Genomic DNA, 26,905 nt, shown 5'->3' with positions numbered 1-26,905 from the left:
TTCAGCAAAACAGCTTTTCTTCTAAAAATTTATATTATTTCCATATTAATGAATAAAAAAGCGCGTGCTGAAAAAAATAGTCTTGGTTATGTTTTAAATAAGGAGGATTATTTTATGAGCCATAAAGGCATTCATGGTACAAATGTTAGCGGATCAGGTGACTCGGAAGACAAACGCTATGCAAACGGAGAGAACGAGCAGACGCTTACGACGCGTCAAGGTCACCCCATTCGTGATAACCAAAATTCTCGAACGGTAGGCAACAGAGGACCTGCTACTCTTGAAAATTACCAGCTGATTGAAAAACTTTCGCATTTTGATCGTGAACGTATACCGGAACGTGTTGTTCATGCCCGAGGAACGGGAGCTCATGGATATTTTGAAACTTACGGAAAACTTGGTGACGAGCCCGTTGAAAAATACACCCGCGCAAAAGTTTTTTCAGGAGCAGGCAAACAGACGCCCGTTTTTGTCAGATTTTCTACCGTAACTCATGGAAAGGACTCTCCAGAAACGATGCGAGACCCAAGGGGATTTGCTGTAAAGTTCTATACAGAAGACGGGAACTGGGACTTAGTAGGAAATAACCTTAAAATATTTTTTATTCGCGATGCTATTAAATTCCCTGACTTGATTCATGCTTTTAAGCCCGATCCTGTGACAAACCGTCAAGATACCGAGCGTATTTTTGATTTTATTTCTCATACACCTGAGGCTATGCATATGATTACTTTTTTATTTTCACCTTGGGGAATACCTGCTAACTATCGGCAAATGCAAGGTTCCGGTGTTAATACATATAAGTGGGTAAACAAAGATGGCGATGCCTTTCTTGTTAAATACCATTGGGAACCAAAACAAGGAATTAAAAATTTGACCCAAAAACAAGCAGAAGAAATTCAGGCTAAAAATATCAGTCACGCTACTCAAGACTTGTATGAAGCGATCGAGAGCGGCAACTACCCTGAGTGGGAACTTTGTATGCAAGTCATGGAAGACGGAGAGCATTCCGAACTAGATTTCGATCCTCTTGATGACACGAAAATTTGGCCGGAAGACCAGTTTCCATTTCTTCCAGTAGGTAAAATGGTCCTAGATAAAAATCCAAGCAACGTTTTTGCTGAAACGGAGCAAGTCGCATTTGGTACGGGTGTGCTTGTGGATGGGCTAGATTTTTCTGATGATAAAATGCTGCAAGGAAGAACGTTTTCTTATTCCGACACGCAGCGTCACCGTGTGGGAACAAACTACTTGCAACTGCCTATTAACGCGCCGAAAAAACATGTAGCAACAAATCAACGAGATGGTCAAATGGCCTATCATGTAGATGCAGCTCCTGGTCAGAACCCGCATGTGAATTATGAGCCCTCTTCTCTTGGAGGTCTTCAAGAAGCGCATGACCATCCAAAACCTCATCAGCCTTATGTTGAAGGGAATGTAAAAAAAGAAAAAATTGACCGTACAAATGACTTTAAGCAAGCTGGTGAACGCTATCGTTTATTAGAAGACTGGGAACGTGATGAGCTTATTCAAAACTTAGTAGACGGTTTAAAGTGCTGTCACCATACCGTTCAAACAAAGATGATTGAGCTTTTAACTCAATGTGATTTTGACTACGGCAATCGAGTAGCTAATGGTATCGGTCTTCTCATGCATGATGATGGTTCTTTAGAAATTGAAATGGGAGCAGAAATGACTCCTACATATGGGAAATTGCCAAAAGAAGGCGGTTCACCGTTAGGAAGCAACAAAGCTGCTGATGCGGTAGAAGAAGCTAATGAAAAAGGAAAAGACGCCCGTCCTTATTAACAAAAAACATCCTGCAGCGACAGCAGGATGTTTTTTGGGTTAAACGCTTATGACCAAGTAACGGCAAACACGTGGTAGTCATTTTTTAACTGTGGCGCATCAATGGGTGTCCCGTGCTGATATCCTTGTGTAACTCTTTTAGGATGTAAGGGTTGAACCCATTCTTTCACTTGCTGGTTTGTACCATTTGCTAAAATATATACACAATCAGAAAATGCCCCGTCATTGTTTGGACTATCAACTTTTAGTACTTCCACTAACACATCTTGGACACACGTTTTTCTCTGAATACATGTAAGCGTATGGTAGATGATATCAGCGGACACATCGTTATTTAAACGAAAGCCCACCTTTTTTTGTTCAAAAAAAGACGAGAATGAGACGATTGGTAATGTCTTTTTTTGTTCATACGCTTGAGATAAAATCTTGACAAGAACTTCTCCACTCAAGATGATCCCTCTTTCTAAAAAACGCTTCATCACAACATATGTGAGCATTGGTTATGCTCATAGGATAATATATTATCATAGTTTAATTCTGTGGTGTTAGTCTTTTTTGAGGTTTTTACACTGGGAATTATACCCGCCTATTTCTTGCGTTTCCCCGACGTTCTCGCTACTAGCAAAAGAACGAATAATAAAATAAATACCCCTGCTCCTACAAACATATCGTACAAGAAATCAAGCATCATACTCCTCCTTTTCCTCCAAAAAAACGCTGTTAAAACCAAGCGTTTTAACAGCGTTTTTTCGTTAGATAAAGCCTAGCATATTAATAAATACAATGATAATTAAAACAGGTGCGATGTATCGAATAGCAAGAAGCCATAAAGAGAACCAGCGCTTCACATTCGTCGAACCATGCTTAAACTCTTCAATTAACACATCTTTTTTCATCTTCCAAGGAACAAAGATGGCAATTAAAAGAGCACCGAGAGGCATAAGGATATTACTTACAAGAAAATCAAAAGCGTCAAAGATGCTTTTTCCAAAGATCGATACGTCACTTAATAAACCATACGATAGTGCTGAAGGTATTCCTACCACAAAGATTAGTAAGCCCGAAATCCAAGATAGCTTTATGCGCTTATGCTGCTCTCCTTTGGCTAATGAAGCAACAATAATTTCTAACATCGAAAACGCAGATGTTAAAGTAGCAAATAAAAACAGCGCCAAAAAGAAAGTTTGAAACACAATTCCGAACGGAAGCTGTTCAAAAATAGAAGGCAATACAATAAATAAAAGACCTGGTCCTTCCGTCGGCTTTACGCCCATTGAAAAGACTGCAGGGAAAATTGCCAAACCTGCTAGTAAAGAAATCAAAATATTTAACGCTGAAATTGAAATAGCCGATTTTGGCAAGTTTTGCTGTTTAGACAGATACGAACTGTACGTAACCATAACCGAAACGCCTACGCTAAGCGAAAAGAATGCTTGTCCCATTGCAAACAAAATGGTTTGGGAGGTAAGCTTTGAAAAATCTGGATACAAAAAGAAAGATACGCCTTCCATCGCTCCGTCTAATGTTAAAGAACGAATAATAATAATAATAAATAAAATAAAGAGAGCAGGCATTAAAATTTTGTTTGCTTTTTCAATACCATTTTGAATACCTCTTGCTACTACAACAATTGTTAAAAGAAGAAAAACAAATTGAGAGATAACAGCACTTGTCGGATTAGCAATGGTGGAGTTAAATAAACTCCCGTAGTCACTTACTCCATTCAGCTGACCCGTGACGCTTGCAAAAATATATTGTAAAATCCATCCTCCTACTACACTATAGAAAGATAATAAAATGAAGCATGTAATCACGCCTAAATACCCGATTCCTTTCCAAAGAGAACCGGGAGCAACTGCATCATAAGCACGAATTGCTTCTTTTTGTGTATGTCTACCTAGTACAAATTCAGCAAGCAAAAGCGGCAAACCAATAATTGCTGTAAACAAGATAAACAGTAAAAAAAAGGCCCCTCCTCCGCTTGTTCCGGCTACATAAGGAAGTTTCCAAATGGCTCCGATTCCAATTGCTGAACCGGCGGATGCCAAGATAAAGCCGAGTTTTGATGTCCATTGTTCGTTTTGACTCATGTTTTCTCACCATTTTTCTTTATTTATTCTGATTTGTCATACTATATCACACAACCCTGCTGTCGAAAAGGGTTTTTGTTGTTTTAACCCCCATCATGTGTTATGAATAGTATGTAGGTTTCATTATTTATTTTCGTAACTAAAAAAAGTTTGACAGTTAGAGGTACAAAAAATGACAAATCAACAAGTAATACAGCAGCAATTTTTAGATAAGTTCCTTGACTTTATCTTAGTAAAATGTCCAAACTGCGAACTATGTGCGCGAGTTGTAAAACTGGATAAAAAATTGAGCGGGTCAACGCACTCATGCACGTGTCCTCACTGTGGTTATCTAGACGTCATCAGCGCTGAGGGCCAAGGACCGTTAGAACTTTCTGAAGCAGTAGATCCTTTTTTTCAGCTTCCGCTTTACTTGGAAACAATCTGCCCTGAACGTCGACTTTGGGCTTATAACTTAGATCACCTTCAATATATTGAATCTTATATTGAAGTTAAAACATGCGGGGCTTGTTTCGACGAGCTGTCGGTTGAACACTCATTGCCAGATTGGGTAATTCATAAGCAGGAAGAAGCACTAAACGAAATTCAACGTTTAAAAGACACCGTCTTTTGCACATTCAAATGAAGATAGAAAAGAAACGTTGCCAAAGAGGCAGCGTTTCTTTTTTACGAAGAACTTTCTTCGGTAAGTTTTCTTCGATAGTCCCCGGCCTTGTCGAACTCTTTTGCGGTGCCGACGAAAAAGTAGGTTACCGTATGATTTTTGTTACCTTGAGTCGTGCCATGAATCATCTTCCCTTGCTTCAATTGCTTTCGCTCTCCATTTTTATTTACATAGAAATATTTATTTCTTGCCCAGCCGCCGCCGCTTAAAAGCGTTTTGGTTTTCCCGACTCCCTGCTCGTTTACTTTAAATACAGTGTAGTCTCCTTCTGTCTTGCTAGGATTTCCGTTATCTTTATCATATTCGACCATAACCCATCCTTTGTACCCTTCTGGTATAAGGAAAATGCTCGGTTGAGACGTTTCATCTGGACGTCCACATCCAGATGCGATTACGATCAATAAAAACAAAATGAGCCACCTTTTCACTTTTCCCAACTCCTTTCTTAATAAAAGACGTGTCTCTATACTGCTTTTAGTTTTTGTTGAAGGTAAGATTATATTCTTTTTGCACCCCTCAATTTTTCCCAGTTTATCCAGTCAAATATGCTATATTTACGTATTGTTTGTCACACACTATTAGCAGGCGTTTACAATTTACATGGGAGGATAACAAAAATGAGCTATGTTTTTTTATTTATTTTGCTCTTTGTCATTCCGCTTTACACACAGCAAAAAATTGTTCGTGCCGACCGTGAAAATACACGTATATTATTACTAAGTGAACACGAGCAATCTGGACATAAAAAAAGCGATTCCCCGTAAAACAGGAATCGCCTTCTTTTAATATGTTAAGCTTCCAGCGACAATAAGGCCAACGGCTATCGATGCTGCAAAAAGAGTTACTCCAACCGCTACATTTCCTTCTTCTACTTTTTTGGCTAGGCTCGTTTTAGGCGTCATAATAAATTCAATAATCCAATATGTCACTACTTGAGTAATGATACCTACTACTCCCCAAAGAGTTGCATCTACCAAATTTAAGCTGTTGCTCCACACAGTGAAAATGACAATAGCAAGCCCAATTCCTTTTCCCCATAACTTCAAAGCGACTGCGACATTTCCTTTTTTTATAAGTTCACGATCATTAAATTTTGTTGTTAATTCAAATACGATTACTCCGATAAATAATAGCCCTAATCCTACCGCTACGTGAGATAAAAAACTCCCTATACTAGCCCAATCAATCCATTGTGTCATTTTTAGTTCCCCTTTTCATTTTAATCCAATCGGCAAATAATACGATTCGTTATCTGTAATTTGATTTCCAGCTCGAATTCCTACTGCGCTTGCTTTTCCATTTAATAAAAAGCACCCGTACATGATATGAGCCTCTACTGTTTTCGTTTTCGTCTTCATTTTTGCAGTTGGCAAAGGAATAAACTGTTGATATACAGCCGTGTATTCTTGATATGTCTTATGCTGATCTTCGTCTATTTTGATTCCGTCTTCATTATAAATTTCAACGGTATCTCCCTCACGACCAAACGATGGTTTCTTCACAAATGCTTGTTTTCTTTCAATAAATGGATCTTCTTCTAAATACGTTGGTAAAAAGTATGTTTCAATAATGTGATGCTCTTCTTTAGTGAAGAAAGGATGATGTTGTTCATGCAAAGCCCAAATGAGTGCTTGCACGGCTTTAGACTGCAGTAAAAATGCAGAAGGCGGATTGATTATGGCTACCTGTTTTTGCTGTGCCAATGTTAAAAGCATGTGTCCGACTTTTTCATGCGTACTCGGATCTTCATCTTCAATTAAATGTTCAAGCGGATACGTTTGGCGATAGAGTACGTCTATTTTTTGTCCATGTTGATCATACACGCCCGCTTCTATATGTTCACCTTCTTCAACTGTAGAGGCAGGGACAATTCGAAGCTGCGATAACGGAACGTATGTAGCATCTACATCGGCTAGCTTCATTAAATAAAGAGTCGTTAGCTTATCTTCTTCATGTGTATCATGAGAAGAAAAAACGACGTTTGGATAGTTCGTTCTATCGAGCTCGTTATAAGCTTCAAAAATGGCGTGTTTTAATGCTAAAGCAAGCTTTTTTTCTTCAAGCTTATTAGGGTTTTGAACCTGAAAATGCCGACAGACTAACTCATTTACATGAAATAATTCTTTGATGAATGTAGGCGTATCCGCGTTTAGTTCTAAAAGCTTGATTTGATCAGCCGTAACAGCAAAATCAAGGCGTGAAATAACACTTTCTGTTTCCATCGTTTTCAGTCGCAGGTACGGTAAACTGGCTTTTGGAAATCCTAAAGAAAGAAGCGTCTGATCATCTAATGAACGAAGTAAAGGTGCCGTTTTAAAAAATAGTTCCCCGATTTGATTTGCTGCTTCTTTAATAGAATGAATGATGTGAGAAGACTCCATATGGACGTCATAAAGAGCATACTCTGTTCCATATAAGTCATACCAAAAATCTTGAATTTCTTTATAAAACATTTCTCGCTTTTCTTTATGCATTACCCGCCAAAACCGCCTTTAGAGCCGCTCCCGATTCCAGATTTATACGAGCTGCTTGATTTAAATGATTTATAGGACGATGATGAGGTCAGCTGTTTTTTAGACCCGTAGTAGCGCCCTCCGTGATAATATGAACCGCTGTGTGAAGAAGAAGAATCTGAACAGTAGTACGTTTTCGTATCTTCATCCCATTTCCACTTGTCGCACGATTTATCTTTCGGTTTAGCTGGTCTTGCCTGATCAGTTGAACCACAGGCAACGAGCGATGTCATTAAAGCAGTGGTCAAAACCCCCGCCATCATTTTTTTTGTTTTTGACATTAAGCCTTTCCCCTTTCATACGTTACGCCTGTTTTTGTTACATATAAACTGTATACGCTGCGGTCTTCATCAATTTCCGCAGAGTCTCTTTCCCATTCCAATCCATTATAGTACGTATAAACAGTTCCGATATAGCTTAATACGTCCAAATGCGTATAAAATGAAGAGGCGAATAAAATCGGATGTCCTTGAAGAGAATTCAGTTCGCGGACTTCTAACGTAATCTCTCTGTGATCACCTTCTGCTTGCTCTTTCGGTCCATGTTCATGTTCTTTCACATAAATAATATGTATATCATCTTCGACTGCAGATGAAGTTTGTTTATACGTTATTCCTTCTTTAACAAAAAATTCGCATTCTCTTCTTGCTAAAATTTGTTCAAGTTCAATAGACTGATAGTGATAAATAGATACAAACGTATCATCAGGCTTTAGCAGTCGGTATTCTAATTTTGCCATTGTGCAACTCCTTTTGTGACTTTTTTGTGAACGCTCTTTAGTAAATACGCACAGATTTTCAAAAAGTTTCAATTTTTTCTCATATAAAAAGGCTTAGCTTTAAATAAGCTAAACCTTTATTTTTTTATCACATCTGTCACAACTTCATAACCGCCTGTGTATGGGTCGAATACATATTCAAGCATGCCGTTTCCACGATGAACTTTGAATAGATACCTGTATTTTTTAGGGCTGTCTTTTGCTGGATATACGTATTTTCCTTTTTGGAACTGACTTAGCAAGAGCTGTTCTCTTTGCGCAAGCATTTTTTTTGCTTCATTATAACCATACAGCGGGAGATTTTTGGCATAGAGAACCGGTACGAATACAAGTACAACGACTGAAATCGTAATAAGCCCTTGTTTAAACCACCGCATAAACCTCTTTGGATTTCGCGAAAGTAACATCGTTATGACAATTACTATTAACAAAGGAACAATATATACTTGCACATACGGAATGTTTGCAAATACAGGTCGATTAATCAACAAGACAATTACTTCGATAGCTGCTACTAATACTAAAATAAAATAGACCACTTACTCTTCACACCTCGACGATTCAATGAATTTTATATGTGTTAGAAAGTATTCCCACTCATGAATGAACTCGTCTATTGTATCATAAGACGTAAAAAAAATATCTACGCTCGTCTATTTTACTAAAAGAGATTGAGACATAACAAAATCATCCCAATCTAAAGACGAACATGAGATAAATACGCTAGTATGCTCCCTTGTTACACCGTTGTTGACTTCCGTGTAAGGCTTCGCTTTCCGAGGGCGGCCGCTCCTGTCGGGTCTCATCTGTTCCGCTTTTCTCGCAGGAGACTTCGCCTTGCCCTCTAGTCAACAGCTAGAAGCACTTACATACATGAAACCTACATGTACCCTAACCCTAAAAAAACTGAACGCATTTGATTCTCCATCAAGAATCAAATGCGTTCAGTTTTTCCTTTAACTAAGCTATTTTTATTCCATCCTTTTATTACGAAACTTCTACGTTTCGATTTTGATTATATTTTTTCCCTTGTAAAAATGAGTAAACGATTGCTGCTGCCCATACAATAAGGATAAATGCGTATACAGCTATCTGCGTTGAGCTGCTTGATACCCATGTATTTAAGAGTGTTCGAGCATTTGTTAAAATGATAAACCCACCAACAAGCGAACCAAGCAAGTGAGCCGGGATAATACGAACAAACCATGCAGCAATCGGAGCCGCGATAATTCCGCCAATCATAAGAGCGCCTACCCAGAACCAGTTTACCTGCTCCCAGCCAAGAGAAATTAAAAAGCCAAGTGTAGCCGAGACGGCAATAGCAAATTCACTTGTATCAACGGTTCCAACGACTTTCCGTGCTGTTGTGCCTTTTTTAGCTAGCAATACAGGCGTTGCAATCGGCCCCCAGCCGCCTCCTCCTGTAGCATCAGCAAATCCAGCAATTAATCCTAACGGAATGGACTGCTTCGTCGATAAAGGTTTGGTGCTCTTTTCTTCGTTTGTTTTAAACGTAAATAAAAAGCGAAATAACACATAAACTCCTAGGAGCAATAAGAATGTTGAAACGTAAGGTCTTACTGCATCTCCAGGTAAATTACTTAGAAAGCAGGCTCCTACAAAAGCCCCGATGGAACCAGGAATAATCAGTTTTAAAACCATCGATTTATCTACGTTGCCAAATTTAATATGTGAAACACCAGACGCTGCTGTTGTTACAACTTCTGCCAAGTGAACAGATGCCGAAGCCACAGCTGGTGCAATTCCAAACGTTAAAAGTAGGGTAGTTGATGTCACCCCGTACGCCATTCCAAGTGATCCGTCAATTAACTGAGCTAAAAAGCCAATAAGTGCAAACGTAATTAACTTTTTCATGTTGTCCCTCCACTTTAATCTTCTGTTAGAGAGCACAAAAAGGCCTCCAACAGTTGTTTGCTAGAAGCCTTCGGTATGTCCGATCAGCTGTCCGTTTTATAAATAAGTTGTTTATATTGTAATTCTAATTATTCCTAGAAGTCAACTGTGTTTTTAGTTTTTCTTTTAGTCTATGTATGCTGCTTGGTTATAGTATCAGTAAAATAAAATTCTTCTTGTTAAGTCAACAACATAAAAACGACCGCTCACTTAATAAGGGCGGTCATTTTTATGCATGTCTTGCCAGTGAGCTAGCACTTCAGGTGGTAAACTCACATCTTTATCTAATGACGTCACATCCATAGAAGTAGGCTCATCGCTATTTATCACTTTTTCTACCCAATCTGGCTGTACGACTAACGCTTGTTCAATCGTAATTAAAGCCAGACCTTGCTCAAAAGCTTCTGCGACTTCCGTTGCCGTAAGTCCTCCTGTACCCACAAGAGGGACCCGGTAATTGACATGCTTAATGATCGAAGAAAGCAGTGAAGGATTTTCTTCCCTTTTTGAGGTAGGTTCATGCAAAGCACTGATATGTAAATAATCAATTTCTGTATGAACAAGACGATCAATCCACTCAAATGTATCTTCCACTTTATTTCCTAAATAGCCTTTTTCTTTGGGCGCTAATGTATATCCCACAATAAATGGTTTGCCCGCATGTGCTGCTCGACGCGTCACTTCACGAATAACTTCAAGTGCAAAAGTGAAGCGGTTTTCTGCGCTTCCTCCATAAGAATCACTTCGTTCATTGGCTTGCCTTGACGTAAACTGCTGCAGTAAACATTCATTTCCTCCGTCAATTTCCACTCCATCAAATCCTGCTTCCATAGCTCTTGTGGTAGCTTCGCCAAACGCTTGAACAATATAAGTTATATCGCGCTCGGTCATTTGAACAGGCTTTTTTCCTTTACGTTTGTGAGGCTTTTCACTAGGGCTAATTGCTTGCCACTTACTTTCCATTTCTACGCACTTTCTTCCCCCGTGCGATAGTTGAAGAATCGCTTTAGCTCCTCTTCTATGAATCATTTGGGTTAGTTGATGAAGCTTTCGTATGACCTGATCACGATGAATTCCGATTTGACCATGTGCTACTTGGCCATTTTCTGTGATAAACGCGGGGCCGATAATTACCGTACTGACGCCCCCTACTCGTTTTTCGTAAAAAGTCAGATCGATATCGGATATTTCCCCGTTTTCTCGTGAAGCGTATGTGAGTATAGGTCCCATTGCTAATCGGTTTTTCATCTCAAGAGCATCAACAAATTTAAAATGTTTAAATAACTTTTCATAGGCCGTCTTCAATTGATTCACACCTTTTTTCCCTTAGCTTGCCCATCTATAAGCGGAGTAGACATAGGCATAAAAAAAGAAATACCTTTATCGGCATTTCTTTTTACGTTGTTTTTCTTATTTTTTTGACCGGATAAAATACAAATTCGCTTTTTCCGACAATTCGTTTTTCATCAATAAGACCTAGACCGTTGCGGCTATCCATACTGTACAGACGGTTGTCACCCATTACAAATACTTCGTTTTTAGGTATTTGTACGGGTTCAAAATCTCCCGTAAGCTCCATATCCATGTTGTTGGCAATTTGACGATTCGTTTTTAAATAAGGTTCACTTACTTTTTTATCATCAATATAAAGCTGATCTTTTTTCATTTCGATTTTTTCACCTGGCAGACCGATTACTCTTTTTACATAATGCTTATTCTTAGCCTCATCTTTAATAATCACAATATCTCCGCGGCGAATATCATGGAGCGAATACGACAGTTTATTCACAAACAACCGCTCTCCGTTATGCAGCGTTGGGTTCATTGAAGCACCTTCTACAATATACGGAGAAAATAAAAATGCGCGAATCATAAATACTAGAGCGATAGCGAAGATAATAGTTTTGAATATGCTGCGTAATTGATCGCTTTTTGTTTTTTCCGTAGTCAATATGCTTTGTCTCCTTTGTACAGCTCACTTTTCTTATGTAAAAAAGCAAGAAACCTCTTACTTTAACACTTATTCTAACTTAACCATAGAAAGAACTGAAATCAAATGTTTTATGTTATGTAAAAAAAGAACCTCTAACAAATGTTAGAGGCTTACATTACGCAAGTTTCGTCTTTACATCTCTTATTATAACATTAATTATATAAAAAGAGACTACCTTTTATGTAAAAATTATGTTTTTTACGCAAACTTAACTAAATCTTCACATTTAAAGGCGTTTCTCCATGTATAAAAAGTTGGGAGATGCAATACTCTATAATCTCTCTTCGCCGCACGAGTCCAATAAAAATGTTTTGATCATCTACAACTGGCACAAAATTTTGTTCAGACGCGCGTGACAAAATACTTTCCATTTCATCGTTAATGGTGATAGCTTCGTAATCGCGATGTCTTGGAACCTCCTCAATTCGTAGGTGTTCTAACTCATGGAGTTCTATATGTTCTAGGCTTTTTAGCTTCCATAACAAGTCTCCTTCTGCCAAAGTCCCTACATATTCTCCTTTATGGTTAATGAGCGGTACAGAAGAGTAGCGATGATACTCCATTTTCTCCAATGCTTGACGGATCGTTGACTGTGTCGATAGTGTAACGACTTCTTTTTTAGGGAGCAAAAAGAACGCAATATTCACTCATATTCTCCTTTTATTATATATGCATTTTATTGTTGTTGCTTTGCTGAATCTGAAACAATATGAATGTCGATGTTATGAGTCTGTCTCATAATCGTATTCACAATAGAGCCTTTTCGAATCTCTTCCCACCTTGTCCTTGCTGATTGCCCTAGTAAGATTTGAGTAACGCGATAATGCTTGGCTACATTCACAATCACTGCAGCTGGTTTTTGCTTTTTAGCTTCTTCAACAATTAACGATGCGTGAAAACGGTCAGCGAATGCCTGCCAGTGTTTGATTTGGGCTTTTTGCCTTTCAGTTTGCTCGCCTGTAAAAACATGCAGCAGCAGTAAATCTGCTTTCAATCGGTTCGCCATTCTCCAGCCTCGCCGAATTAATTTTTCAGCTGTTTCACTGTATTGAATGCAGACTAAAATGCGTTCACAAATACCTGTTACGCCAATTTCATGCGCATGAATCAGCTTGCCGTCCACTTCATCCGCTATTTCTCTGAGCGTTAATTCACGAAGGGCATGGAGATTCGCAAGCTTAAAAAACGACTGCAGGCTTTGTTCAATTTTATGGACTTCGTATATTTTCCCTTCACGAAGCCGCTTTTGCAGCTGTTCCGGCGTAACGTCGACAAGCTGAATTTCATCTGCTTGCTGAATAAATAAATCTGGCACCGTTTCACGAACTTTTACTTGGGTAACAGCATATACGAGGTCATGTACGCTTTCCATATGCTGAATGTTCATTGCTGACATAACTGAAATACCTTGGTTGAGCAGGTAAGAAACATCTTCAAAACGTTTTTTATGGCGGCTTGTCGGAACATTTGTGTGAGCAAGTTCATCGATAATTACAACTTTTGGGCGCCTTCTTACAATCGCCAGCAAATCAAGCTCTTGTAATTCTTTTCCTTTATAAAAAATGGTTTCTCTTTGGATTACTTCTAGATTTCCAATCATCTCTTTAGTCTCATCCCTGCCGTGTGTTTCTACATATCCAACTACGACATCTATGCCTTCTTTGACTAAATCGTGCGCATCTTGAAGCATTTTATACGTCTTTCCTACTCCCGGCGCGGCACCGATGTAAAGTTTAAGCTTTCCGCGCTTCTGATTATGAAGTTCACGCAATAGTTCTTCCGGAGTTTTTCTTCGAAAGTATGGATGAGCTTCTTTTTCTTTCATTGTTTGTGCCCCTTTATCACACTCGCTTCAGTACATGAAGCGAGTGCATGTAATTAGCGCTCTCGTTGAACAGCTAAATTTAGCTCTACTACATTTACTCGTTTTTCACTAAAAGCCCCTTGCTGAGTATGTTCTTTGATTAACTGTTTTAGCGTGTTGGCTTTAATATGTGTGGCTTTTGCCACACGCTCTACTTGTGCATATCCAGCTTGTGGCGTAATGTCAGGATCGAGTCCAGAAGCCGAATTTGTGACGGCATCAATTGGAATTCCTTCTTTGGGCACTTCGTTTTCTTTTTTCCACGCCGCTACGGATTTCTCGATACGATTCGTAAGATCTTTATTTGAAGGTGCTAAATTCAACGACCCAGATCCTGCCCCGTTATAATCAATACTAGAGACTCTGCCGTGAAAAAATGCATTGCTTGTAAACTGCTGCCCAATCAGCTTAGAACCGATAACTTGATGCTTGTTTGAATAGATTAGGCTGCCGTTTGCTTTACTTGGAACAGCTGTTTGAGCAATACCTGTCATCACAACAGGATAAATAAGACCACAAAGTATCATCATCATAATTGTTAAGCGAACAATAATGCTTCCCGTTCGTTCTGTTTGTATCATCGTTTCTTCTCCTCTACATCACAAATGAAAGTAATAAGTCAATCGCTTTAATCCCAATGAATGGAACTAATACCCCACCTAATCCGTAAATGAACAAATTTTTTCGCAGCAGTGCGTTAGAACTCATCGGCTTATAGGCAATTCCCTTCATGGCTAAGGGAATTAGAAGCGGGATAATGACCGCATTAAAAATGAGCGCTGACAACACCGCAGATAGTGGTGAATTCAGCTTCATTACGTTAAGAGCCTCCATTTGCGGAATCGCCAAGGTAAACATCGCTGGAATAATCGCGAAATACTTAGCAATATCGTTTGCGATGCTGAATGTAGTTAAGGCACCCCTTGTCATTAATAGCTGTTTTCCAATTGATACGACTTCAATAATTTTAGTAGGATCAGAATCTAAATCCACCATATTTGCTGCTTCTTTGGCAGCTGAAGTTCCGCTGTTCATTGCTAAGCCAACATCAGCTTGAGCAAGTGCAGGGGCATCGTTTGTCCCGTCACCTGTCATCGCAACTAGCTTGCCTTGCTGCTGTTCGTATTTAATCACTTGAATCTTGTCTTCTGGCTTGCATTCCGCAATAAATTCATCTACTCCCGCTTCTTTTGCAATGGTTGCTGCGGTTAAAGGATTATCTCCTGTACACATGACTGTTTTAATACCCATTTTACGAAGTTCATCAAAGCGTTCTTTCATTCCTGGTTTTACCGTGTCTTTTAAATAAATCAAACCGTAAATTTTATTATCAGCGGCGACGGCAAGCGGCGTGCCACCAGCTCCTGCAATTTCGTTTGCTTTTTGCTGTAAATCAGAGGGAATTATCCCGCCATTTGACTCTACCCATGCCGTGACGGCGTCCACTGCCCCTTTTCGTACAGATACATTCTGTAAGTCAATGCCGCTCATTCGCGTTTCAGCTTTGAATTCTACAAACGTTCCCTGCGTTTTTCTAAGGTCTTCTACTCCCATGCGAGTTTGGATAAAATCAACCACTGAGCGTCCTTCTGGTGTTTCGTCGTAAAGAGAAGAAACAAACGCCCATTTGTACAGTTCACGTTCGTCTACGCCTTCTACAGTCGTTAATTGATGAGCCATTCGGTTTCCAAACGTAATGGTGCCGGTTTTATCTAAAATAATTGTATTGATGTCACCAGCTGCTTCTACTGCTTTTCCTGACATAGCAATCACGTTAAACTGCGTGACTCGATCCATTCCAGCAATTCCAATGGCCGATAATAATCCTCCAATCGTCGTAGGAATAAGGCAGACGAGCAGTGAAATTAAAATAGCCGTGTCGAGTTGAAAATGTAAATAGTTTGTAAAGACAGGAAGCGTCACAACAACTAGTAAAAAAATAATCGTCAAACTTGTCAAAACCGTGTTTAGCGCAATTTCATTTGGCGTTTTTTGACGCTCTGCTCCTTCAACAAGCGAAATCATTTTATCTAAAAATGATTCACCTTGCTCACACGTAATTTTAATTGTAATTTCATCGCTGACAACTCTTGTACCTCCCGTTACAGAGTTAAAATCCCCGCCTGCTTCTTTCATAACAGGTGCCGATTCCCCCGTAATGGCCGATTCATCAACAGACGCCAGTCCTTTAATAATTTCTCCATCTCCAGGAATCATTTCGCCTTGTGAAACGACGACGATGTCTCCTTTTTTTAGTTGCGATGCCGGAACTTGTATCATTTGCCCGTTTTGAAGCTGATTAGCTGTAATATCGCCTTTCGATTTCTTTAATGAGTTTGCCTGTGCTTTTCCTCGTCCTTCTGCTAATGCTTCTGCAAAATTAGCAAAAACAATGGTGAAAAATAACACGAGAGATACGGCAACATTAAATCCTGTGCTTACTGTACTTTCTCCGAAAAGGTCCGGAACAACGGCTAAAAAAAGCGTAATTATAAACCCGATTTCTACTACGAACATGATAGGGTTTTTTATCATCGTTCTTGGGCTGAGCTTGATAAACGCCTGCTTTACTGATTGAATAAAAATCGATGAAGCTTGTTTATCTACAGAACCTTGAATATGACTGTTGCGATCCAATTCAATATTATTTGCAAAATTCCGTTTATTCATTATGATCCTCCGCTTTCTTGATTACAGTGTTAAATACTCAGCAACCGGCCCAAGCACAAGCACGGGGAAAAACGTAAGTGCTCCTACAATAACGGTAGTTCCAATTAAAATGCCGCTAAATAAAGACGTATCCGTTTTAAATGTTCCAGGTGTTTCGGGAACAAGCTGCTTAGATGCTAGTGAGCTCGATACCGCCAGCATTGTAATTAGTCCGAAGTAGCGTCCAATATACATAACAATTCCCGTAGAAATGTTCCAAAACGGCGTTGCGTCACCGAGTCCTTCAAAACCGGACCCATTGTTTGCTGCTGACGACGTAAATTCATACAGTGCCTGACTTAAGCCGTGAAAGCCAGGGTTTGATATACCTTCCATTCCTAAATGAGTAGTGAGCGCTACGGCTGTTCCTCCTAAAATTAGCAGCGGCTGCAGAATAAGCGTCACGGCAATGAGTTTCATTTCTTTTCCTTCAATTTTTTTACCTACGTATTCTGGTGTTCTTCCAACCATTAAACCTGATAAAAATACGGCAATGATGACGTACATCATAACATTCATAAATCCTGCTCCGACACCGCCAAATACGGTATTTAACATCATATTTCCAAGCGTTAATAACCCGGTAAGAGGCGTCAGGGTATCGTGCATGGTGTTGACTGCACCTGTTTCACTTGCTGTCGTCACGATGGCGTAAAGCGTCGACATGCCGACACCAAAACGGACTTCTTTCCCTTCCATATAACCGTTCGCTTCATTTAGATGAAAAGCACCAAGTCTTGGATTGCCTCCCCACTCTGTTACAAACGCTGTGCTTAAAATAACGATAAACAGCATACTCATCGCTACAAACAAGATGCGGCCTTGCTTACGCTGTCCGATCATTTTTCCGTATGTGAAAGGAAGTGCTGTTGGCAATAACAGCATAAGGACGATTTGTAATACATTGCTCAACGCGTTAGGATTTTCAAATGGATGAGCTGAATTGACACCAAAAAATCCCCCTCCGTTGTTTCCTAGCTCTTTGATTGAAAGAAAAGAAGCAACTGGTCCCCTTGCTATTTGCTGCGTTGCTCCTTCTAATGTATGGGCAGTCACAGTCCCGCTTAACGTTTGAGGGACACCTAAAAACGCAAATAAAATGCCTGTTATAAAAGCGATAGGAAGTAAAATACGCGTAATTGACTTTACAAAATCAACAAAAAAGTTTCCCATTTCCTTCCCTGCTAGCCCACGAATAAAAGCGATTGCTACTGCAAGTGCCGTTGCTGGTGCAGCAAACATCATAAATACAATGGCGGCCATCTGCGAGAAATAGGACAAACCTGATTCGCCGCTGTAGTGCTGCAAGTTCGTATTTGTCATAAAACTAATGGCCGTGTTAAAAGCAAGTGCCGGATCCATTCCTTTGATGTGGCTTGGGTTAAACGGCAGTACCCCTTGAAACCGGAAGATAAGGTACACCACAAAAATCATAAACGTATTCGCCAAAACAAGAGCAAATGCATATTGCTTCCACGTCTGATTAAGCCCTTTAATTCCTGCTGCTTTAAACATAACTGTTTCTATCTTTCCTACCAAGCTAGTGTTTTTGTCGTTTGAAAACACATTCGCTATATAAATACCTACGCGCTTTGCAATAAGCGCTACAAAAACAAGCAGCAGCGCAACTGATAGTAGAAAAATCCCCACGTTTTATTCCTCCGCTTATTAAAATTGTTCTGGATTTAACAGTACATATACTAAATAAATTAAAACGAGAACTGAAATACCTAACAAAATGAACGACATGTTCACTTCTCCTCTCTTTCGTCTACTACATGAGACGACCAGCAAATAATTCCGTACATAGCAGCTGTTAATATGGCAAGCGTTCCAAGCATGATCATATCCAAGTTGCTCCCTCCTAACTGTTTCCTAACAAAAATGATAGCTTCTAAGCTTAGTAACTATTGCTTTACATAAACCATCACGTCCAAGAAAGCTAAAGGCGAGACGTGATGCTATTTTTTTCCACTAAAAAACCGCAGAAGAGAGTTCTCTTCCGCGGTTTAATGCACGACAAATAAGCCGTGATTGACACGAATTTTTTACTCCCAAAACGCTTACGGAGTTAGCTGTCGGATTCGGGTTATGGAAGTAACCCTACTCAGTTAAGAGATTCACCCCTAGTACATACGTACAAAATATTGGGTCCCCCGCTCATAATTGATTAAGCGTATCTTTGTTATTTAATTTTTAGACTTAATAATAGTTTTTACTGCTGCGTTTAAAACTTTGATTAACTAACGTAGACAAATAGCGGTTTGCTAGATCAAAAGATTGCTGATCGCACATGGCCCGATATTCAATCATTTGAATCATTTGCTTAGATAAATGCATCCTGACGCTCCTTTCACCTATATTTTGAAAGGAGCGTACTATCCGCTGTTATAGAAAACGACCACGATTACACCATCCTCTCTCTTAACGCTTACGAAGTTAGCTGACGGGTTCGGGTCAAGAAAGTAACCCTACTCAATTAAGAGATTCACCCCTGATAATTGGGTCCTCCGCTCTTTCCTTCTCTTTCAGAAAAGACTCAGCGTTTCACAGTGGAACGTTTCATGAGAGTAATCTTACTCCTGTTAAAATTTACTGTCAACAACATTTTTTGAAATTTTAAAAGCTTTATTTTTCTATATTTATTCATTATTTTAAAATAATAATTTCAGAAGAAAAAAGCGTTCTTATCGAGGAGATAAGAACGCTTTTTTTAGCTCATTTTCTCAATTTCATTTACAAGAATTGAAATGGCATCCGTTTTTGTTGCTTCACGCATTGTACGCTTCATCGTACTTGCCTGCTGCTGAAGCTCATTTACTTCACGCAAAAACAGTTCTTTTGTTAACTGCTCTTCTTCTACAACCATACAGTAGCCTTTTTTCTTAAAGGATTGTGCATTTAAAATTTGATCTCCGCGACTCTGTGCTTTTGATAAAGGAATAATCATCATCGGTTTATGAAGAGCTAAAAACTCAAAAATGGCATTGGATCCGCCGCGTGTAATCACATAATCAGTTGCCGCTAGAACATCAGGAAGCTGTTCGTTTACGTATTCTAACTGACGGTATCCCGACTCTTTTTCAAGGCTTGTATCAATATTGCCTTTTCCGCAAAGGTGTACAATTTGGAATTTCTTTTGCAGTTCAGGCAAAGACTCTCGAACGATTTCATTAATACGGCGTGCTCCTAAACTTCCGCCCATAATCGTTAAAATGGGGCGCTTATCATAAAAGCGTAGCCAGCTTTCCCCGTTCGCTGCGCTTCCGCTAAATAGCTCTTTTCGAATAGGTGAACCAACAACCTGCACTTTTTCTTTTGGAAAGTAGTTTGCGGCTTCATCAAAAGAAGTGAAAATTTTAGTGGCAAATTTCTGCGCAATTTTATTTGCCAGTCCCGGTGTTAAATCACTTTCATGAATGAACACGGGAATGTTTAAAGATTTAGCAGCCATTACCACAGGAACTGTGACGAAACCCCCTTTTGAAAAAACAAGAGAAGGCTTTAACTTTTTCAGCACGCGACGTGCATCGCCAACCCCTTTTGCTACTCGAAATACATCTTTTACATTTTCCATATCTACGTATCGACGCAGCTTCCCGCTTGAAATCGCATGATATGGAACGTTTAATTTTGTAATTAATTCTTTCTCAATACCATTGTGAGAACCGACATAATGGATATCCCATTTTTCACTGTCTAATTCTTTCATGATGGCAATGTTTGGTGTTACGTGTCCAGCTGTTCCGCCTCCGGTAAAAACGATAACTTGCTTACTCATTTTTTCTTCCTCTCTTTACTTCACTTAATCGATCTGTTTTGACATCAATTTTTATCTGATCTTTTTAGCATGCAATCTGACATGTAAAACGATGGTTTTATTATAGCATTTTTCTTTTTACATATGTATGATAAGGCGTATAAAAGCATGCTATACTTTTCATAAGGAGTGATGATAATGAACAAATCTGTACCTGCAGTAAAAGGTGACACAGTGGATTCCGAAACGCGCTGTACGCACTATCATACGGATAAAGATATTATTGCAATAAAATTTTATTGCTGTCATACATATTATCCATGCTATCAATGTCATAACGCACATGCGGATCACGACATTAAAAGATGGCCAAAATCTATGTTTAATGAAAAAGCTATTCTTTGCGGAGTATGTAAACATGAGCTCTCAATTAATGAATACTTAACCTGTAACTCGACTTGCCCTCACTGTCGTTCTTCTTTTAATCCTGGATGCAGCCTGCATGGACACATTTATTTTGAACAAAAAAGCTGAACAAAACATCGTTCAGCTTTTAAAATAATTGCTCATCTATATTGATAATGGAAGGAAGCAGACCTGGGAACAGTTCCTCAAGTTCTTCTAAACGCAAGGAATAATAGTGCTGCGTACCTTCTATACGTAGTTTAATAATTCCAGCTTCGCGAAGTACTTTAATATGATGTGATAGCGTTGATTTTGATACATTTAATTTTTGATAATACGAACAGGTCTGCTCCTTTCTTGTCGCTAAACACTGTACAATTCGCAGCCGGTTAGGATCACTCAATGCATGTAAAATAGGCGTTAATTTAATTTCAGATTTCGGTGGTTGATAAGGTTTTCTCATGCTTAAAATATAACACAGCTTCTTTTGTGTATCAATGTTCGATAACTTTCGAACTAAATTCCTTGCACTGTTATTTAATCGGTGTTATAGTTTCATTGTTCGATGATATTCGAACTTATCTTCATTTTAATCGTAAATTGAATGAAAGATTAAAAACAAAACAAATAATATAAAGCACCATCATTATTAAAGGAGGAATCACCCATGATTCATTTACAAGCTTCAATGAAAGTTAACCCAGCAAAAAGAGAAGAATTTTTAGAAAACGTACAAGAACTAATTAAGCATTCTTTACAAGAAGAAGGAAACAGCAACTATCAACTATTTGAAGATGCTTTTACACCTAACACATTTATGATGATTGAAGAGTGGAAAAGCGAAGAAGCAATTCAAGCACACAATAAATCAGCTCATTTCCAAAGTTTTGTAGCATTTGCTCAAACTGGCGTACTTGTAGCACCTTTAGATGTAAAAACATTACAAGGCTAAAAATAACTTCTTTGAAAGGATGACGCATCATGAATGAAGCAATTCGTACAATTCAAGATCATCGTTCTATCCGTCAATATACAGACGAAGCAGTAAGCGACGAGCATTTAGATACAATTATTCAATCTGCTCAGTCAGCCGCTTCTTCTATTAACGGACAGCAAGTAACTATTATTAGCGTCCAAGATAAAGAAAAGAAGAAAAAGCTTTCAGAGCTTGCAGGCAACCAAGCGTGGATTGACCAAGCTCCTCTATTTTTAATCTTTTGTGCAGATTTTAATCGCGCTAAGATTGCAGCTGAGCTTAACGATGCGCCTCTTGGCGTAACCGATGGACTTGAGTCAATTTTAGTGGGGGCAACCGATGCTGGAATTTCTTTAGAAGCAGCAACAGTTGCAGCAGAGTCACTCGGTTTAGGTACAGTACCAATCGGCGGAATTCGCAGAAAGCCACTAGAAGTCATTGAGCTCCTAGATTTACCGGAATACGTATTCCCAGTAAGCGGTCTTGTCGTTGGACATCCGGCAGATCATTCTGCGAAAAAGCCTCGATTGCCACAAGCTGCTGTGCACCATCGTGAAAGCTATAATCATGACTTAAAGTCATTGATTCAAGACTATGATGCTGAAATGGCAGAGTATATGAAAAAGAGAACAAACGGTGCAGATGACCGCAACTGGTCACAAACTGTATCCGCTATTTACAAAACCATTTATTATCCAGAAGTTCGAGCGATGCTTGAAAAACAAGGATTTAAATTCGAATGATCAAAAGCTGCGATGTTCATCGCAGCTTTTTTTATCTACTTTAACAGCGTCTTGAATAGACTAAAAGTAATACTCGATAAATGAGGTGTTTGGATGGAGTTTATTTTAATTTGTAATTTTCTTTTAGGTGCAACGGCAGCGTTTTTATTGGTGCCGGCTTTTACAAAAAAGAACACCCTTCATGTGACTTTGCTGTCTCTCCTTTTCCTCCTTTCAATTGTTCCAACCTTTCTTCTCGCTAATCCACATATCGGCGTTTTACCTTGGGCTATTCGAGACGGTCTTCTATTGTTTTCCGCTTTCCTTTTCTTTTATCTAACCTTCACTTTAAGCAGATGGAAAACACTTTTGTTTTTTCTTCTCCTTTTACTGTCAATTGCTCCTCTTGCCTACGTCGTATATGATGACTTCACGCATACGTATATAGATGCCAATATCGGACTTGGCCTAGGCTTCTTATTGACGTGGCTCTTAACAACCTTGTACAATATTTTGGCTATTCTTCGATTTTTCCGTCAGAAATCTCAGTAAACACGTTAAAAGTTAACAAACAAACGAATAGTTGATTTTATTTAGTATACGCTAACAACTGCACAGTCCTTCTCTTTACATAAAGCTGTGTATACTAAAAAAGGAGTGATACTTGATGAAACGACTATTCGTAATGGTAGCAGTGATTGCCTTCTTGGCACTTAGCCGCATGTTAGTATTTGCCGCTGAAACACCTCCTGCTGCAGATGAGCGACCAGCTCAAAATGCAGAAGTTCGTATCGTTCATGCTTCACCGGATGCTCCAGCTGTAGACATTTTTGTGGATGACAAAGCTTTAGTAGAAGGAGCAAAGTTTAAAGATGTCTCCAACTCCCTGCCTTTGTCAGCTGGTTCTCATAAAGTAGAAGTATACGAAGCGAAGACAAAAGGAACAAAAGATTCCATCATCGAAGCTACCCTTGTTGTAGACGGTGGAAAATCGTATACAGTAGCCGCTGTAAATAAAGCCGAAAATCTTGAACTGCAGGCTTTCACGAATAATAAGCAAGGGATGGATGGAAAAGCAAGCTTACGTGTTGCTCATTTATCTCCTGATGCTCCTGCGGTAAACGTAGGTCCTAAAGGGGCTGCTCCTTTATTTAAAGATCTGTCTTTTAAAAGCATTTCAGGTTATCAAGTAGTAAATCCGGGTTCGTATGATTTATCTGTTTCCACAGCAGACGGAAAAGAAATACTAAATCTTCCTGGAACAAATCTTCAAAGCGGTAAAAACTATACGGTTCTCGCAGCAAATACTGCTGATAAGCTTGAGACCATTGTTTTACAAGATAATTAATTAAAAAAACGTCATTTCAATTGAAATGACGTTTTTTTATAGACTGCGCTGAATGAATTCTTCTTTTTTGTACTCATAGGTAGAAATATCGTTCCACAATCGTTTTGAAAGCTCGTATTTCATACCTTCATATTTTTTTCTAGCACGTTCGCTCGAGCGTAACTGCTCCCTGAAATTAATTCGTTCATTCCAGTAAGGTGATTCACTGACCGTTACGTACACATGACTTCTTCTAGCATCATGTGGAATGAGCTTACGGGCATTTTTAGCTGTCATAATTGGAGGGTAGTGTGAAGCTGGAACGCCTTCTTTTAATAAGACGAACATCTCCTTTTCCGCTACGTATACGTGAGATTTATTTTTTAATATAGCGCGCACTTCATTTATGTCTTCTTCGCGTTTGACGCCGATTAAAATATCAACGATTGGTGAACCTGCCAACCCTGGAACGGACGTGCTTCCAATATGTTCGATGTCTACTGAAAAATCTTTTAGTGTATTAAGTAACGCTTCTTTTTCCATTTGATACAAAAGCGACCACTTTGTTTCATACTGAACAATCTTTCGCATATCAGTTTCCACCCTTTCACTTTTTTATACTGTACCATGTTTTAAAATAAAAAGAAAGAATTTTCTAACTATTTACTTTTTGTTTATGCTATGAGCTTTTCCATCGATATAGCCAGGCTTTATATTATTTTATATATTTTTGTTATTTTTATTCTGAATGTTTCATAATTGTGGATGTTTCCTCCTCCAAAAGATAGATACTCTTTTATTTGCTATCTCTCCTCTATCATATTCACATTCAGCTGCTTTATACTATTTTACATTTTTTCTAGTATAAAACATGTCCTCAAAACATCGGTGAACAAAGGGCTAAAGACCTTTATATGCCCTTGACATCCCTACATTTCCCCTTTGATATAATTATATTTTACATTAATGTAAAATTTTATCGTTAAGGATGGCAGATAGTTCAAATTCATTATACAATTGAAATTCGACATATAGTATGATGGATAATATCGGCATTATGAGATAATAGTAGATTTAACTCAAAATTTTAGGCTATTTGCCGATATATGCTTTGTATACTAATTAACTTATGTTGAAATTTGTAATTTGCAAGGAGGAAAAAATGAATAAAAAACATGTCATGTACACAGCCGTTTCTTCTGTTCTTTTAAGCTCTTCATTGCTTTTGCATTCGATTGACGCAGATGCAGCTGAATCGGCCAAAGTAACTGCTACATCGTTAAATGTACGTGCAACGCCTAGTACAAGCGGCGCTATCGTTGGAAAAGTAACGAAGGGAAACACCGTTAATATAGTAGATGAAAGCAAGGGATGGGCTAAAATTACGTATAACGGTAAAGAAGCTTGGATTTCATCTCAATACATAAACAAAACACAAACAAACAGTACGTCTACGGCAAATTCGACATCCAAGTCAGCCGTTGTTAACGCCAGTTCATTAAATGTTCGCTCTTCTGCGAGCACAAGCGCGTCTATCGTGACGAACTTATCCCGAGGTTCCAAAGTAACGGTGGTAAAAGAAAGCGGATCTTGGTCACAGATTAAAACCGCAGCGGATCAAACAGGCTGGGTAGCGAGTCAGTATTTACAAGCAGGCTCCGGTTCTTCTACACCGACTAGTAACTCAGGTTCTACAACATCCAAGTCAGCTGTTGTTAACGCTAGCTCATTAAATGTTCGCTCTTCTGCGAGCACAAGCGCATCGGTCGTGGCGAACTTACCGCGCAATTCAAAAGTAACGGTGGTAAAAGAAAGCGGATCCTGGTCACAGATTAAAACAGCATCAGGTCAAACGGGCTGGGTAGCGAGTCAGTACCTACAAGCAGGCTCCGGTTCTTCTACACCGACTAGTAACTCGGGTTCTACAACATCCAAGTCAGCTGTTGTTAACGCTAGCTCATTAAACGTTCGCTCTTCTGCAAGCACAAGCGCGTCTATCGTGACGAACTTATCCCGGGGTTCCAAAGTAACGGTGGTAAAAGAGAGCGGATCCTGGTCACAGATTAAAACAGCATCAGGTCAAACAGGCTGGGTAGCAAGTCAGTATTTACAAGCTGATTCCGGACAGTCTTCACAAACAGCCCAGTCGATTCAAATTACAAAAGCTTCAAATTTACGCAGTCAGCCGAGCTTAAGCGCGGGCATTATCCGTGTAGCAAAAGCGGGCGAACGATTCAAAAAAGTAGGCGAAACGAATGACTGGGTGCAAATTCAGTACTCTGCAAGTCAAACAGCATGGGTGTCAAAAGGGTTAACAGCTGCGGCTGGTTCTACAACTTCAGCTAGTTTGCCTTCCCCATCTGCTGCTTTAAAAGATAAAATTATTGTAGTAGACGCTGGACACGGCGGATATGATCCTGGTACTTCAGGCAAGTCATCGATTGAGAAAAAACTAGCGTTAACAACCGCAAAACTTGTGGCAAGCCGCTTAGCTAATTCGGGAGCAAATGTATTTATGACGCGTTCAAACGATACCTTTATTTCACTGAGCGGACGTGTGAACGTTAGTGAAGCAAAGCATGCAGATGCGTTTATCAGCATTCACTATAACGCTTCTACTTCATCTTCTGCAAACGGCATTGCGTCATTTTATTACAGTGAATCCAAAGATAAAGAATTAGCAAAATATATTCAAGAAAGCATGGCTGAAAATGCGCCTTCTATGAAGGATATGGGGGTTCGTTTTGGAGATTATTATGTTACTCGAGAAAACAACCAGCGTGCTGTACTTCTTGAATTAGGCTTTTTATCAAATGCTCACGATGAGCAAATTGTTTCTTCTAATGCGTATCAGCAGCAAATATCTACAGGTATTTATCAAGGAATTGCTCGATACTTTGCAGCTAATAAATAATAAAAGCCCTCATTATGAGGGCTTTTATACTACCAGCTTGCTTTTTTAACACCTGGGATTTGTCCTTTGTAGGCCAATTCCCTAAAAGCAATGCGTGACATTTCAAATTTTCTAAGATAGCCTCGAGGGCGACCGGTAACGCGGCAGCGATTATTTAAGCGCGTTGGTGAAGAATCTCTAGGCAATTTTTTTAACGCTTCGTAATCTCCTTTTTCCTTCAACTCTTGGCGCAATTGCGCATATTTCGCTACTATCTCTTGGCGCTTTTGTTCTTTTACAACTTTTGATTTTTTAGCCAAACTCTTTGTCATCCTTTCGCTTTATCAATTTTTTATTTGAAATACGTAATCATTACGATTTAATTATTTTGAGAAGGTTACTTTTTAAATTTAATCATATTTTCTTTATTCTTTCAACTTATTTACTCCTGCGCTTACATGTAGCCTCCCCTTACCCCCGGATTGCTG

At 39.1% G+C, this 26,905-nt stretch carries 30 protein-coding genes, 1 pseudogene and 2 riboswitches; of the genes and pseudogenes, 9 read left to right on the top strand and 22 right to left on the bottom strand.

Going from position 1 to position 26,905, the window contains the following annotated elements; all coding sequences use genetic code 11:
- Positions 1–114: 114 nt before the first annotated feature.
- Positions 115–1,639 (top strand): annotated as a pseudogene (locus SCI76_RS25270) (catalase); the annotation flags it as partial.
- A 217-nt stretch (positions 1,640–1,856) separates the two neighbouring features.
- Here the strand turns inward: SCI76_RS25270 and SCI76_RS25265 are convergent.
- Positions 1,857–2,258 carry a hypothetical protein gene (locus tag SCI76_RS25265; protein WP_224980258.1) on the bottom strand — a complete coding sequence of 134 codons (402 nt, stop codon included), beginning with the start codon at positions 2,256–2,258 and terminating at the stop codon, positions 1,857–1,859.
- Between the two features lie 303 nt (positions 2,259–2,561).
- On the bottom strand, positions 2,562–3,899 hold the full coding sequence (locus SCI76_RS25260; protein WP_014459442.1) for a sodium-dependent transporter: 1,338 nt from the start codon (positions 3,897–3,899) through the stop codon (positions 2,562–2,564).
- Between the two features lie 172 nt (positions 3,900–4,071).
- On the opposite strand from SCI76_RS25260, the gene SCI76_RS25255 reads away from it, so the two are divergent.
- On the top strand, positions 4,072–4,524 hold the full coding sequence (locus SCI76_RS25255; protein ID WP_028412776.1) for a hypothetical protein: 453 nt from the start codon (positions 4,072–4,074) through the stop codon (positions 4,522–4,524).
- Positions 4,525–4,565: 41 nt separating this feature from the next.
- On the opposite strand, the gene SCI76_RS25250 is transcribed toward SCI76_RS25255, so the two are convergent.
- Entirely contained in the window at positions 4,566–4,991 is a 426-nt protein-coding gene (locus SCI76_RS25250) for a DUF6843 domain-containing protein (RefSeq protein WP_033580617.1), read from the bottom strand.
- 189 nt (positions 4,992–5,180) lie between these two features.
- Here SCI76_RS25250 and SCI76_RS25245 point away from each other — a divergent pair, with 189 nt between their 5' ends.
- Positions 5,181–5,327, top strand: a complete 147-nt coding sequence (locus SCI76_RS25245) for a hypothetical protein (protein WP_165351762.1) — start codon at positions 5,181–5,183, stop codon at positions 5,325–5,327.
- Between the two features lie 18 nt (positions 5,328–5,345).
- Here SCI76_RS25245 and SCI76_RS25240 read toward each other — a convergent pair whose 3' ends face one another.
- The 16 genes from SCI76_RS25240 to SCI76_RS25165 all read right to left on the bottom strand — a co-directional run bounded on the left by SCI76_RS25240 (position 5,346) and on the right by SCI76_RS25165 (position 20,115).
- Positions 5,346–5,762: a DUF350 domain-containing protein gene (locus SCI76_RS25240; protein WP_033580616.1), complete on the bottom strand. Its 417-nt coding sequence runs from the start codon at positions 5,760–5,762 to the stop codon at positions 5,346–5,348.
- A 15-nt stretch (positions 5,763–5,777) separates the two neighbouring features.
- The gene (locus SCI76_RS25235; protein WP_168760977.1) at positions 5,778–7,037 is read right to left on the bottom strand and encodes a glutathionylspermidine synthase family protein; all 1,260 of its coding nucleotides are present in this window, start codon (positions 7,035–7,037) and stop codon (positions 5,778–5,780) included.
- Positions 7,037–7,357: a hypothetical protein gene (locus SCI76_RS25230; RefSeq protein ID WP_028412772.1), complete on the bottom strand. Its 321-nt coding sequence runs from the start codon at positions 7,355–7,357 to the stop codon at positions 7,037–7,039. The genes SCI76_RS25235 and SCI76_RS25230 overlap by 1 nt, the downstream gene beginning before the upstream one ends.
- Positions 7,357–7,815, bottom strand: a complete 459-nt coding sequence (locus SCI76_RS25225; RefSeq protein ID WP_048018993.1) for a hypothetical protein — start codon at positions 7,813–7,815, stop codon at positions 7,357–7,359. The genes SCI76_RS25230 and SCI76_RS25225 overlap by 1 nt, the downstream gene beginning before the upstream one ends.
- 116 nt (positions 7,816–7,931) lie before the next feature.
- Entirely contained in the window at positions 7,932–8,393 is a 462-nt protein-coding gene (locus tag SCI76_RS25220) for a hypothetical protein (RefSeq protein ID WP_033580613.1), read from the bottom strand.
- 448 nt (positions 8,394–8,841) lie between these two features.
- A complete protein-coding gene (locus SCI76_RS25215; protein WP_033580612.1) occupies positions 8,842–9,729 on the bottom strand; it encodes a sulfite exporter TauE/SafE family protein in 888 nt (295 codons plus the stop codon).
- A gap of 249 nt (positions 9,730–9,978) precedes the next feature.
- Positions 9,979–11,082: an NADH-dependent flavin oxidoreductase gene (locus tag SCI76_RS25210; RefSeq protein ID WP_368078233.1), complete on the bottom strand. Its 1,104-nt coding sequence runs from the start codon at positions 11,080–11,082 to the stop codon at positions 9,979–9,981.
- Positions 11,083–11,164: 82 nt separating this feature from the next.
- A complete protein-coding gene (gene lepB, locus SCI76_RS25205) occupies positions 11,165–11,719 on the bottom strand; it encodes a signal peptidase I (protein WP_028412768.1) in 555 nt (184 codons plus the stop codon).
- A gap of 254 nt (positions 11,720–11,973) precedes the next feature.
- Positions 11,974–12,408 (bottom strand): CBS domain-containing protein, encoded by a 435-nt coding sequence (locus SCI76_RS25200; RefSeq protein ID WP_048018991.1) that lies wholly within the window; start codon positions 12,406–12,408, stop codon positions 11,974–11,976.
- Positions 12,409–12,437: 29 nt separating this feature from the next.
- Entirely contained in the window at positions 12,438–13,586 is a 1,149-nt protein-coding gene (kdpDN, locus tag SCI76_RS25195; RefSeq protein WP_168760979.1) for a KdpD-like non-kinase potassium sensor, read from the bottom strand.
- Positions 13,587–13,639: 53 nt separating this feature from the next.
- Positions 13,640–14,206 carry a potassium-transporting ATPase subunit KdpC gene (kdpC, locus tag SCI76_RS25190; protein ID WP_407544672.1) on the bottom strand — a complete coding sequence of 189 codons (567 nt, stop codon included), beginning with the start codon at positions 14,204–14,206 and terminating at the stop codon, positions 13,640–13,642.
- 13 nt (positions 14,207–14,219) lie between these two features.
- Positions 14,220–16,295 (bottom strand): potassium-transporting ATPase subunit KdpB, encoded by a 2,076-nt coding sequence (kdpB, locus tag SCI76_RS25185; RefSeq protein WP_168760981.1) that lies wholly within the window; start codon positions 16,293–16,295, stop codon positions 14,220–14,222.
- Between the two features lie 21 nt (positions 16,296–16,316).
- Positions 16,317–17,978 carry a potassium-transporting ATPase subunit KdpA gene (gene kdpA / locus SCI76_RS25180; RefSeq protein ID WP_168761382.1) on the bottom strand — a complete coding sequence of 554 codons (1,662 nt, stop codon included), beginning with the start codon at positions 17,976–17,978 and terminating at the stop codon, positions 16,317–16,319.
- A 24-nt stretch (positions 17,979–18,002) separates the two neighbouring features.
- Complete coding sequence (gene kdpF / locus SCI76_RS25175; RefSeq protein WP_063611563.1) at positions 18,003–18,083, bottom strand: K(+)-transporting ATPase subunit F; 81 nt, start codon at positions 18,081–18,083, stop codon at positions 18,003–18,005.
- 297 nt (positions 18,084–18,380) lie between these two features.
- Positions 18,381–18,521, bottom strand: a riboswitch (cyclic di-AMP (ydaO/yuaA leader).
- Positions 18,522–18,536: 15 nt separating this feature from the next.
- Complete coding sequence (locus SCI76_RS25170) at positions 18,537–18,674, bottom strand: hypothetical protein (RefSeq protein ID WP_155404449.1); 138 nt, start codon at positions 18,672–18,674, stop codon at positions 18,537–18,539.
- Positions 18,675–18,746: 72 nt separating this feature from the next.
- Positions 18,747–18,889, bottom strand: a riboswitch (cyclic di-AMP (ydaO/yuaA leader).
- Between the two features lie 158 nt (positions 18,890–19,047).
- Positions 19,048–20,115 carry an undecaprenyldiphospho-muramoylpentapeptide beta-N-acetylglucosaminyltransferase gene (locus tag SCI76_RS25165; protein ID WP_029714620.1) on the bottom strand — a complete coding sequence of 356 codons (1,068 nt, stop codon included), beginning with the start codon at positions 20,113–20,115 and terminating at the stop codon, positions 19,048–19,050.
- A 177-nt stretch (positions 20,116–20,292) separates the two neighbouring features.
- Here SCI76_RS25165 and SCI76_RS25160 point away from each other — a divergent pair, with 177 nt between their 5' ends.
- Positions 20,293–20,628 (top strand): CHY zinc finger protein, encoded by a 336-nt coding sequence (locus tag SCI76_RS25160; RefSeq protein ID WP_034270168.1) that lies wholly within the window; start codon positions 20,293–20,295, stop codon positions 20,626–20,628.
- Positions 20,629–20,647: 19 nt separating this feature from the next.
- On the opposite strand, the gene SCI76_RS25155 is transcribed toward SCI76_RS25160, so the two are convergent.
- On the bottom strand, positions 20,648–20,962 hold the full coding sequence (locus tag SCI76_RS25155) for a helix-turn-helix transcriptional regulator (RefSeq protein ID WP_013083811.1): 315 nt from the start codon (positions 20,960–20,962) through the stop codon (positions 20,648–20,650).
- Between the two features lie 204 nt (positions 20,963–21,166).
- On the opposite strand from SCI76_RS25155, the gene SCI76_RS25150 reads away from it, so the two are divergent.
- The 4 genes from SCI76_RS25150 (at position 21,167) to SCI76_RS25135 (ending at position 23,545) form a co-directional block, all read left to right on the top strand.
- Entirely contained in the window at positions 21,167–21,451 is a 285-nt protein-coding gene (locus SCI76_RS25150) for a putative quinol monooxygenase (protein ID WP_013057729.1), read from the top strand.
- Between the two features lie 29 nt (positions 21,452–21,480).
- On the top strand, positions 21,481–22,218 hold the full coding sequence (gene nfsA, locus SCI76_RS25145; protein ID WP_016764733.1) for an oxygen-insensitive NADPH nitroreductase: 738 nt from the start codon (positions 21,481–21,483) through the stop codon (positions 22,216–22,218).
- A 93-nt stretch (positions 22,219–22,311) separates the two neighbouring features.
- Positions 22,312–22,749 (top strand): hypothetical protein, encoded by a 438-nt coding sequence (locus SCI76_RS25140; RefSeq protein WP_033580605.1) that lies wholly within the window; start codon positions 22,312–22,314, stop codon positions 22,747–22,749.
- Positions 22,750–22,864: 115 nt separating this feature from the next.
- Complete coding sequence (locus tag SCI76_RS25135; RefSeq protein WP_407544667.1) at positions 22,865–23,545, top strand: DUF4397 domain-containing protein; 681 nt, start codon at positions 22,865–22,867, stop codon at positions 23,543–23,545.
- A gap of 36 nt (positions 23,546–23,581) precedes the next feature.
- On the opposite strand, the gene SCI76_RS25130 is transcribed toward SCI76_RS25135, so the two are convergent.
- Entirely contained in the window at positions 23,582–24,115 is a 534-nt protein-coding gene (locus tag SCI76_RS25130; protein WP_048018985.1) for a GrpB family protein, read from the bottom strand.
- A gap of 571 nt (positions 24,116–24,686) precedes the next feature.
- Here SCI76_RS25130 and SCI76_RS25125 point away from each other — a divergent pair.
- Positions 24,687–26,438 carry an SH3 domain-containing protein gene (locus SCI76_RS25125; protein WP_407544665.1) on the top strand — a complete coding sequence of 584 codons (1,752 nt, stop codon included), beginning with the start codon at positions 24,687–24,689 and terminating at the stop codon, positions 26,436–26,438.
- Positions 26,439–26,467: 29 nt separating this feature from the next.
- Here SCI76_RS25125 and rpsN read toward each other — a convergent pair whose 3' ends face one another.
- Complete coding sequence (rpsN, locus tag SCI76_RS25120; RefSeq protein ID WP_028414364.1) at positions 26,468–26,737, bottom strand: 30S ribosomal protein S14; 270 nt, start codon at positions 26,735–26,737, stop codon at positions 26,468–26,470.
- Between the last annotated feature and the right edge of the window lie 168 nt (positions 26,738–26,905).

Origin of the sequence: Priestia sp. HNGD-A6 (assembly GCF_045784335.1) — a bacterium.
GTDB lineage: Bacteria > Bacillota > Bacilli > Bacillales > Bacillaceae_H > Priestia > Priestia zanthoxyli.
This window is presented reverse-complemented; position numbering and strand designations above follow the sequence as displayed.

Excerpts from the sequence above, each read along its gene's own strand:
- SCI76_RS25260 (WP_014459442.1), bottom strand. The coding sequence starts at position 3,899 with ATGAGTCAAAACGAACAATGGACATCAAAACTCGGCTTTATCTTGGCA.
- SCI76_RS25255 (WP_028412776.1), top strand. The coding sequence starts at position 4,072 with ATGACAAATCAACAAGTAATACAGCAGCAATTTTTAGATAAGTTCCTT.
- SCI76_RS25245 (WP_165351762.1), top strand. The coding sequence starts at position 5,181 with ATGAGCTATGTTTTTTTATTTATTTTGCTCTTTGTCATTCCGCTTTAC.
- SCI76_RS25240 (WP_033580616.1), bottom strand. The coding sequence starts at position 5,762 with ATGACACAATGGATTGATTGGGCTAGTATAGGGAGTTTTTTATCTCAC.
- SCI76_RS25235 (WP_168760977.1), bottom strand. The coding sequence starts at position 7,037 with ATGCATAAAGAAAAGCGAGAAATGTTTTATAAAGAAATTCAAGATTTT.
- SCI76_RS25230 (WP_028412772.1), bottom strand. The coding sequence starts at position 7,357 with ATGTCAAAAACAAAAAAAATGATGGCGGGGGTTTTGACCACTGCTTTA.
- SCI76_RS25225 (WP_048018993.1), bottom strand. The coding sequence starts at position 7,815 with ATGGCAAAATTAGAATACCGACTGCTAAAGCCTGATGATACGTTTGTA.
- SCI76_RS25215 (WP_033580612.1), bottom strand. The coding sequence starts at position 9,729 with ATGAAAAAGTTAATTACGTTTGCACTTATTGGCTTTTTAGCTCAGTTA.
- kdpDN (WP_168760979.1), bottom strand. The coding sequence starts at position 13,586 with ATGAAAGAAAAAGAAGCTCATCCATACTTTCGAAGAAAAACTCCGGAA.
- kdpC (WP_407544672.1), bottom strand. The coding sequence starts at position 14,206 with ATGATACAAACAGAACGAACGGGAAGCATTATTGTTCGCTTAACAATT.
- kdpB (WP_168760981.1), bottom strand. The coding sequence starts at position 16,295 with ATGAATAAACGGAATTTTGCAAATAATATTGAATTGGATCGCAACAGT.
- kdpF (WP_063611563.1), bottom strand. The coding sequence starts at position 18,083 with ATGTCGTTCATTTTGTTAGGTATTTCAGTTCTCGTTTTAATTTATTTA.
- SCI76_RS25170 (WP_155404449.1), bottom strand. The coding sequence starts at position 18,674 with ATGCATTTATCTAAGCAAATGATTCAAATGATTGAATATCGGGCCATG.
- SCI76_RS25165 (WP_029714620.1), bottom strand. The coding sequence starts at position 20,115 with ATGAGTAAGCAAGTTATCGTTTTTACCGGAGGCGGAACAGCTGGACAC.
- SCI76_RS25160 (WP_034270168.1), top strand. The coding sequence starts at position 20,293 with ATGAACAAATCTGTACCTGCAGTAAAAGGTGACACAGTGGATTCCGAA.
- SCI76_RS25155 (WP_013083811.1), bottom strand. The coding sequence starts at position 20,962 with ATGAGAAAACCTTATCAACCACCGAAATCTGAAATTAAATTAACGCCT.
- SCI76_RS25150 (WP_013057729.1), top strand. The coding sequence starts at position 21,167 with ATGATTCATTTACAAGCTTCAATGAAAGTTAACCCAGCAAAAAGAGAA.
- nfsA (WP_016764733.1), top strand. The coding sequence starts at position 21,481 with ATGAATGAAGCAATTCGTACAATTCAAGATCATCGTTCTATCCGTCAA.
- SCI76_RS25140 (WP_033580605.1), top strand. The coding sequence starts at position 22,312 with ATGGAGTTTATTTTAATTTGTAATTTTCTTTTAGGTGCAACGGCAGCG.
- SCI76_RS25135 (WP_407544667.1), top strand. The coding sequence starts at position 22,865 with ATGAAACGACTATTCGTAATGGTAGCAGTGATTGCCTTCTTGGCACTT.
- SCI76_RS25130 (WP_048018985.1), bottom strand. The coding sequence starts at position 24,115 with ATGCGAAAGATTGTTCAGTATGAAACAAAGTGGTCGCTTTTGTATCAA.
- SCI76_RS25125 (WP_407544665.1), top strand. The coding sequence starts at position 24,687 with ATGAATAAAAAACATGTCATGTACACAGCCGTTTCTTCTGTTCTTTTA.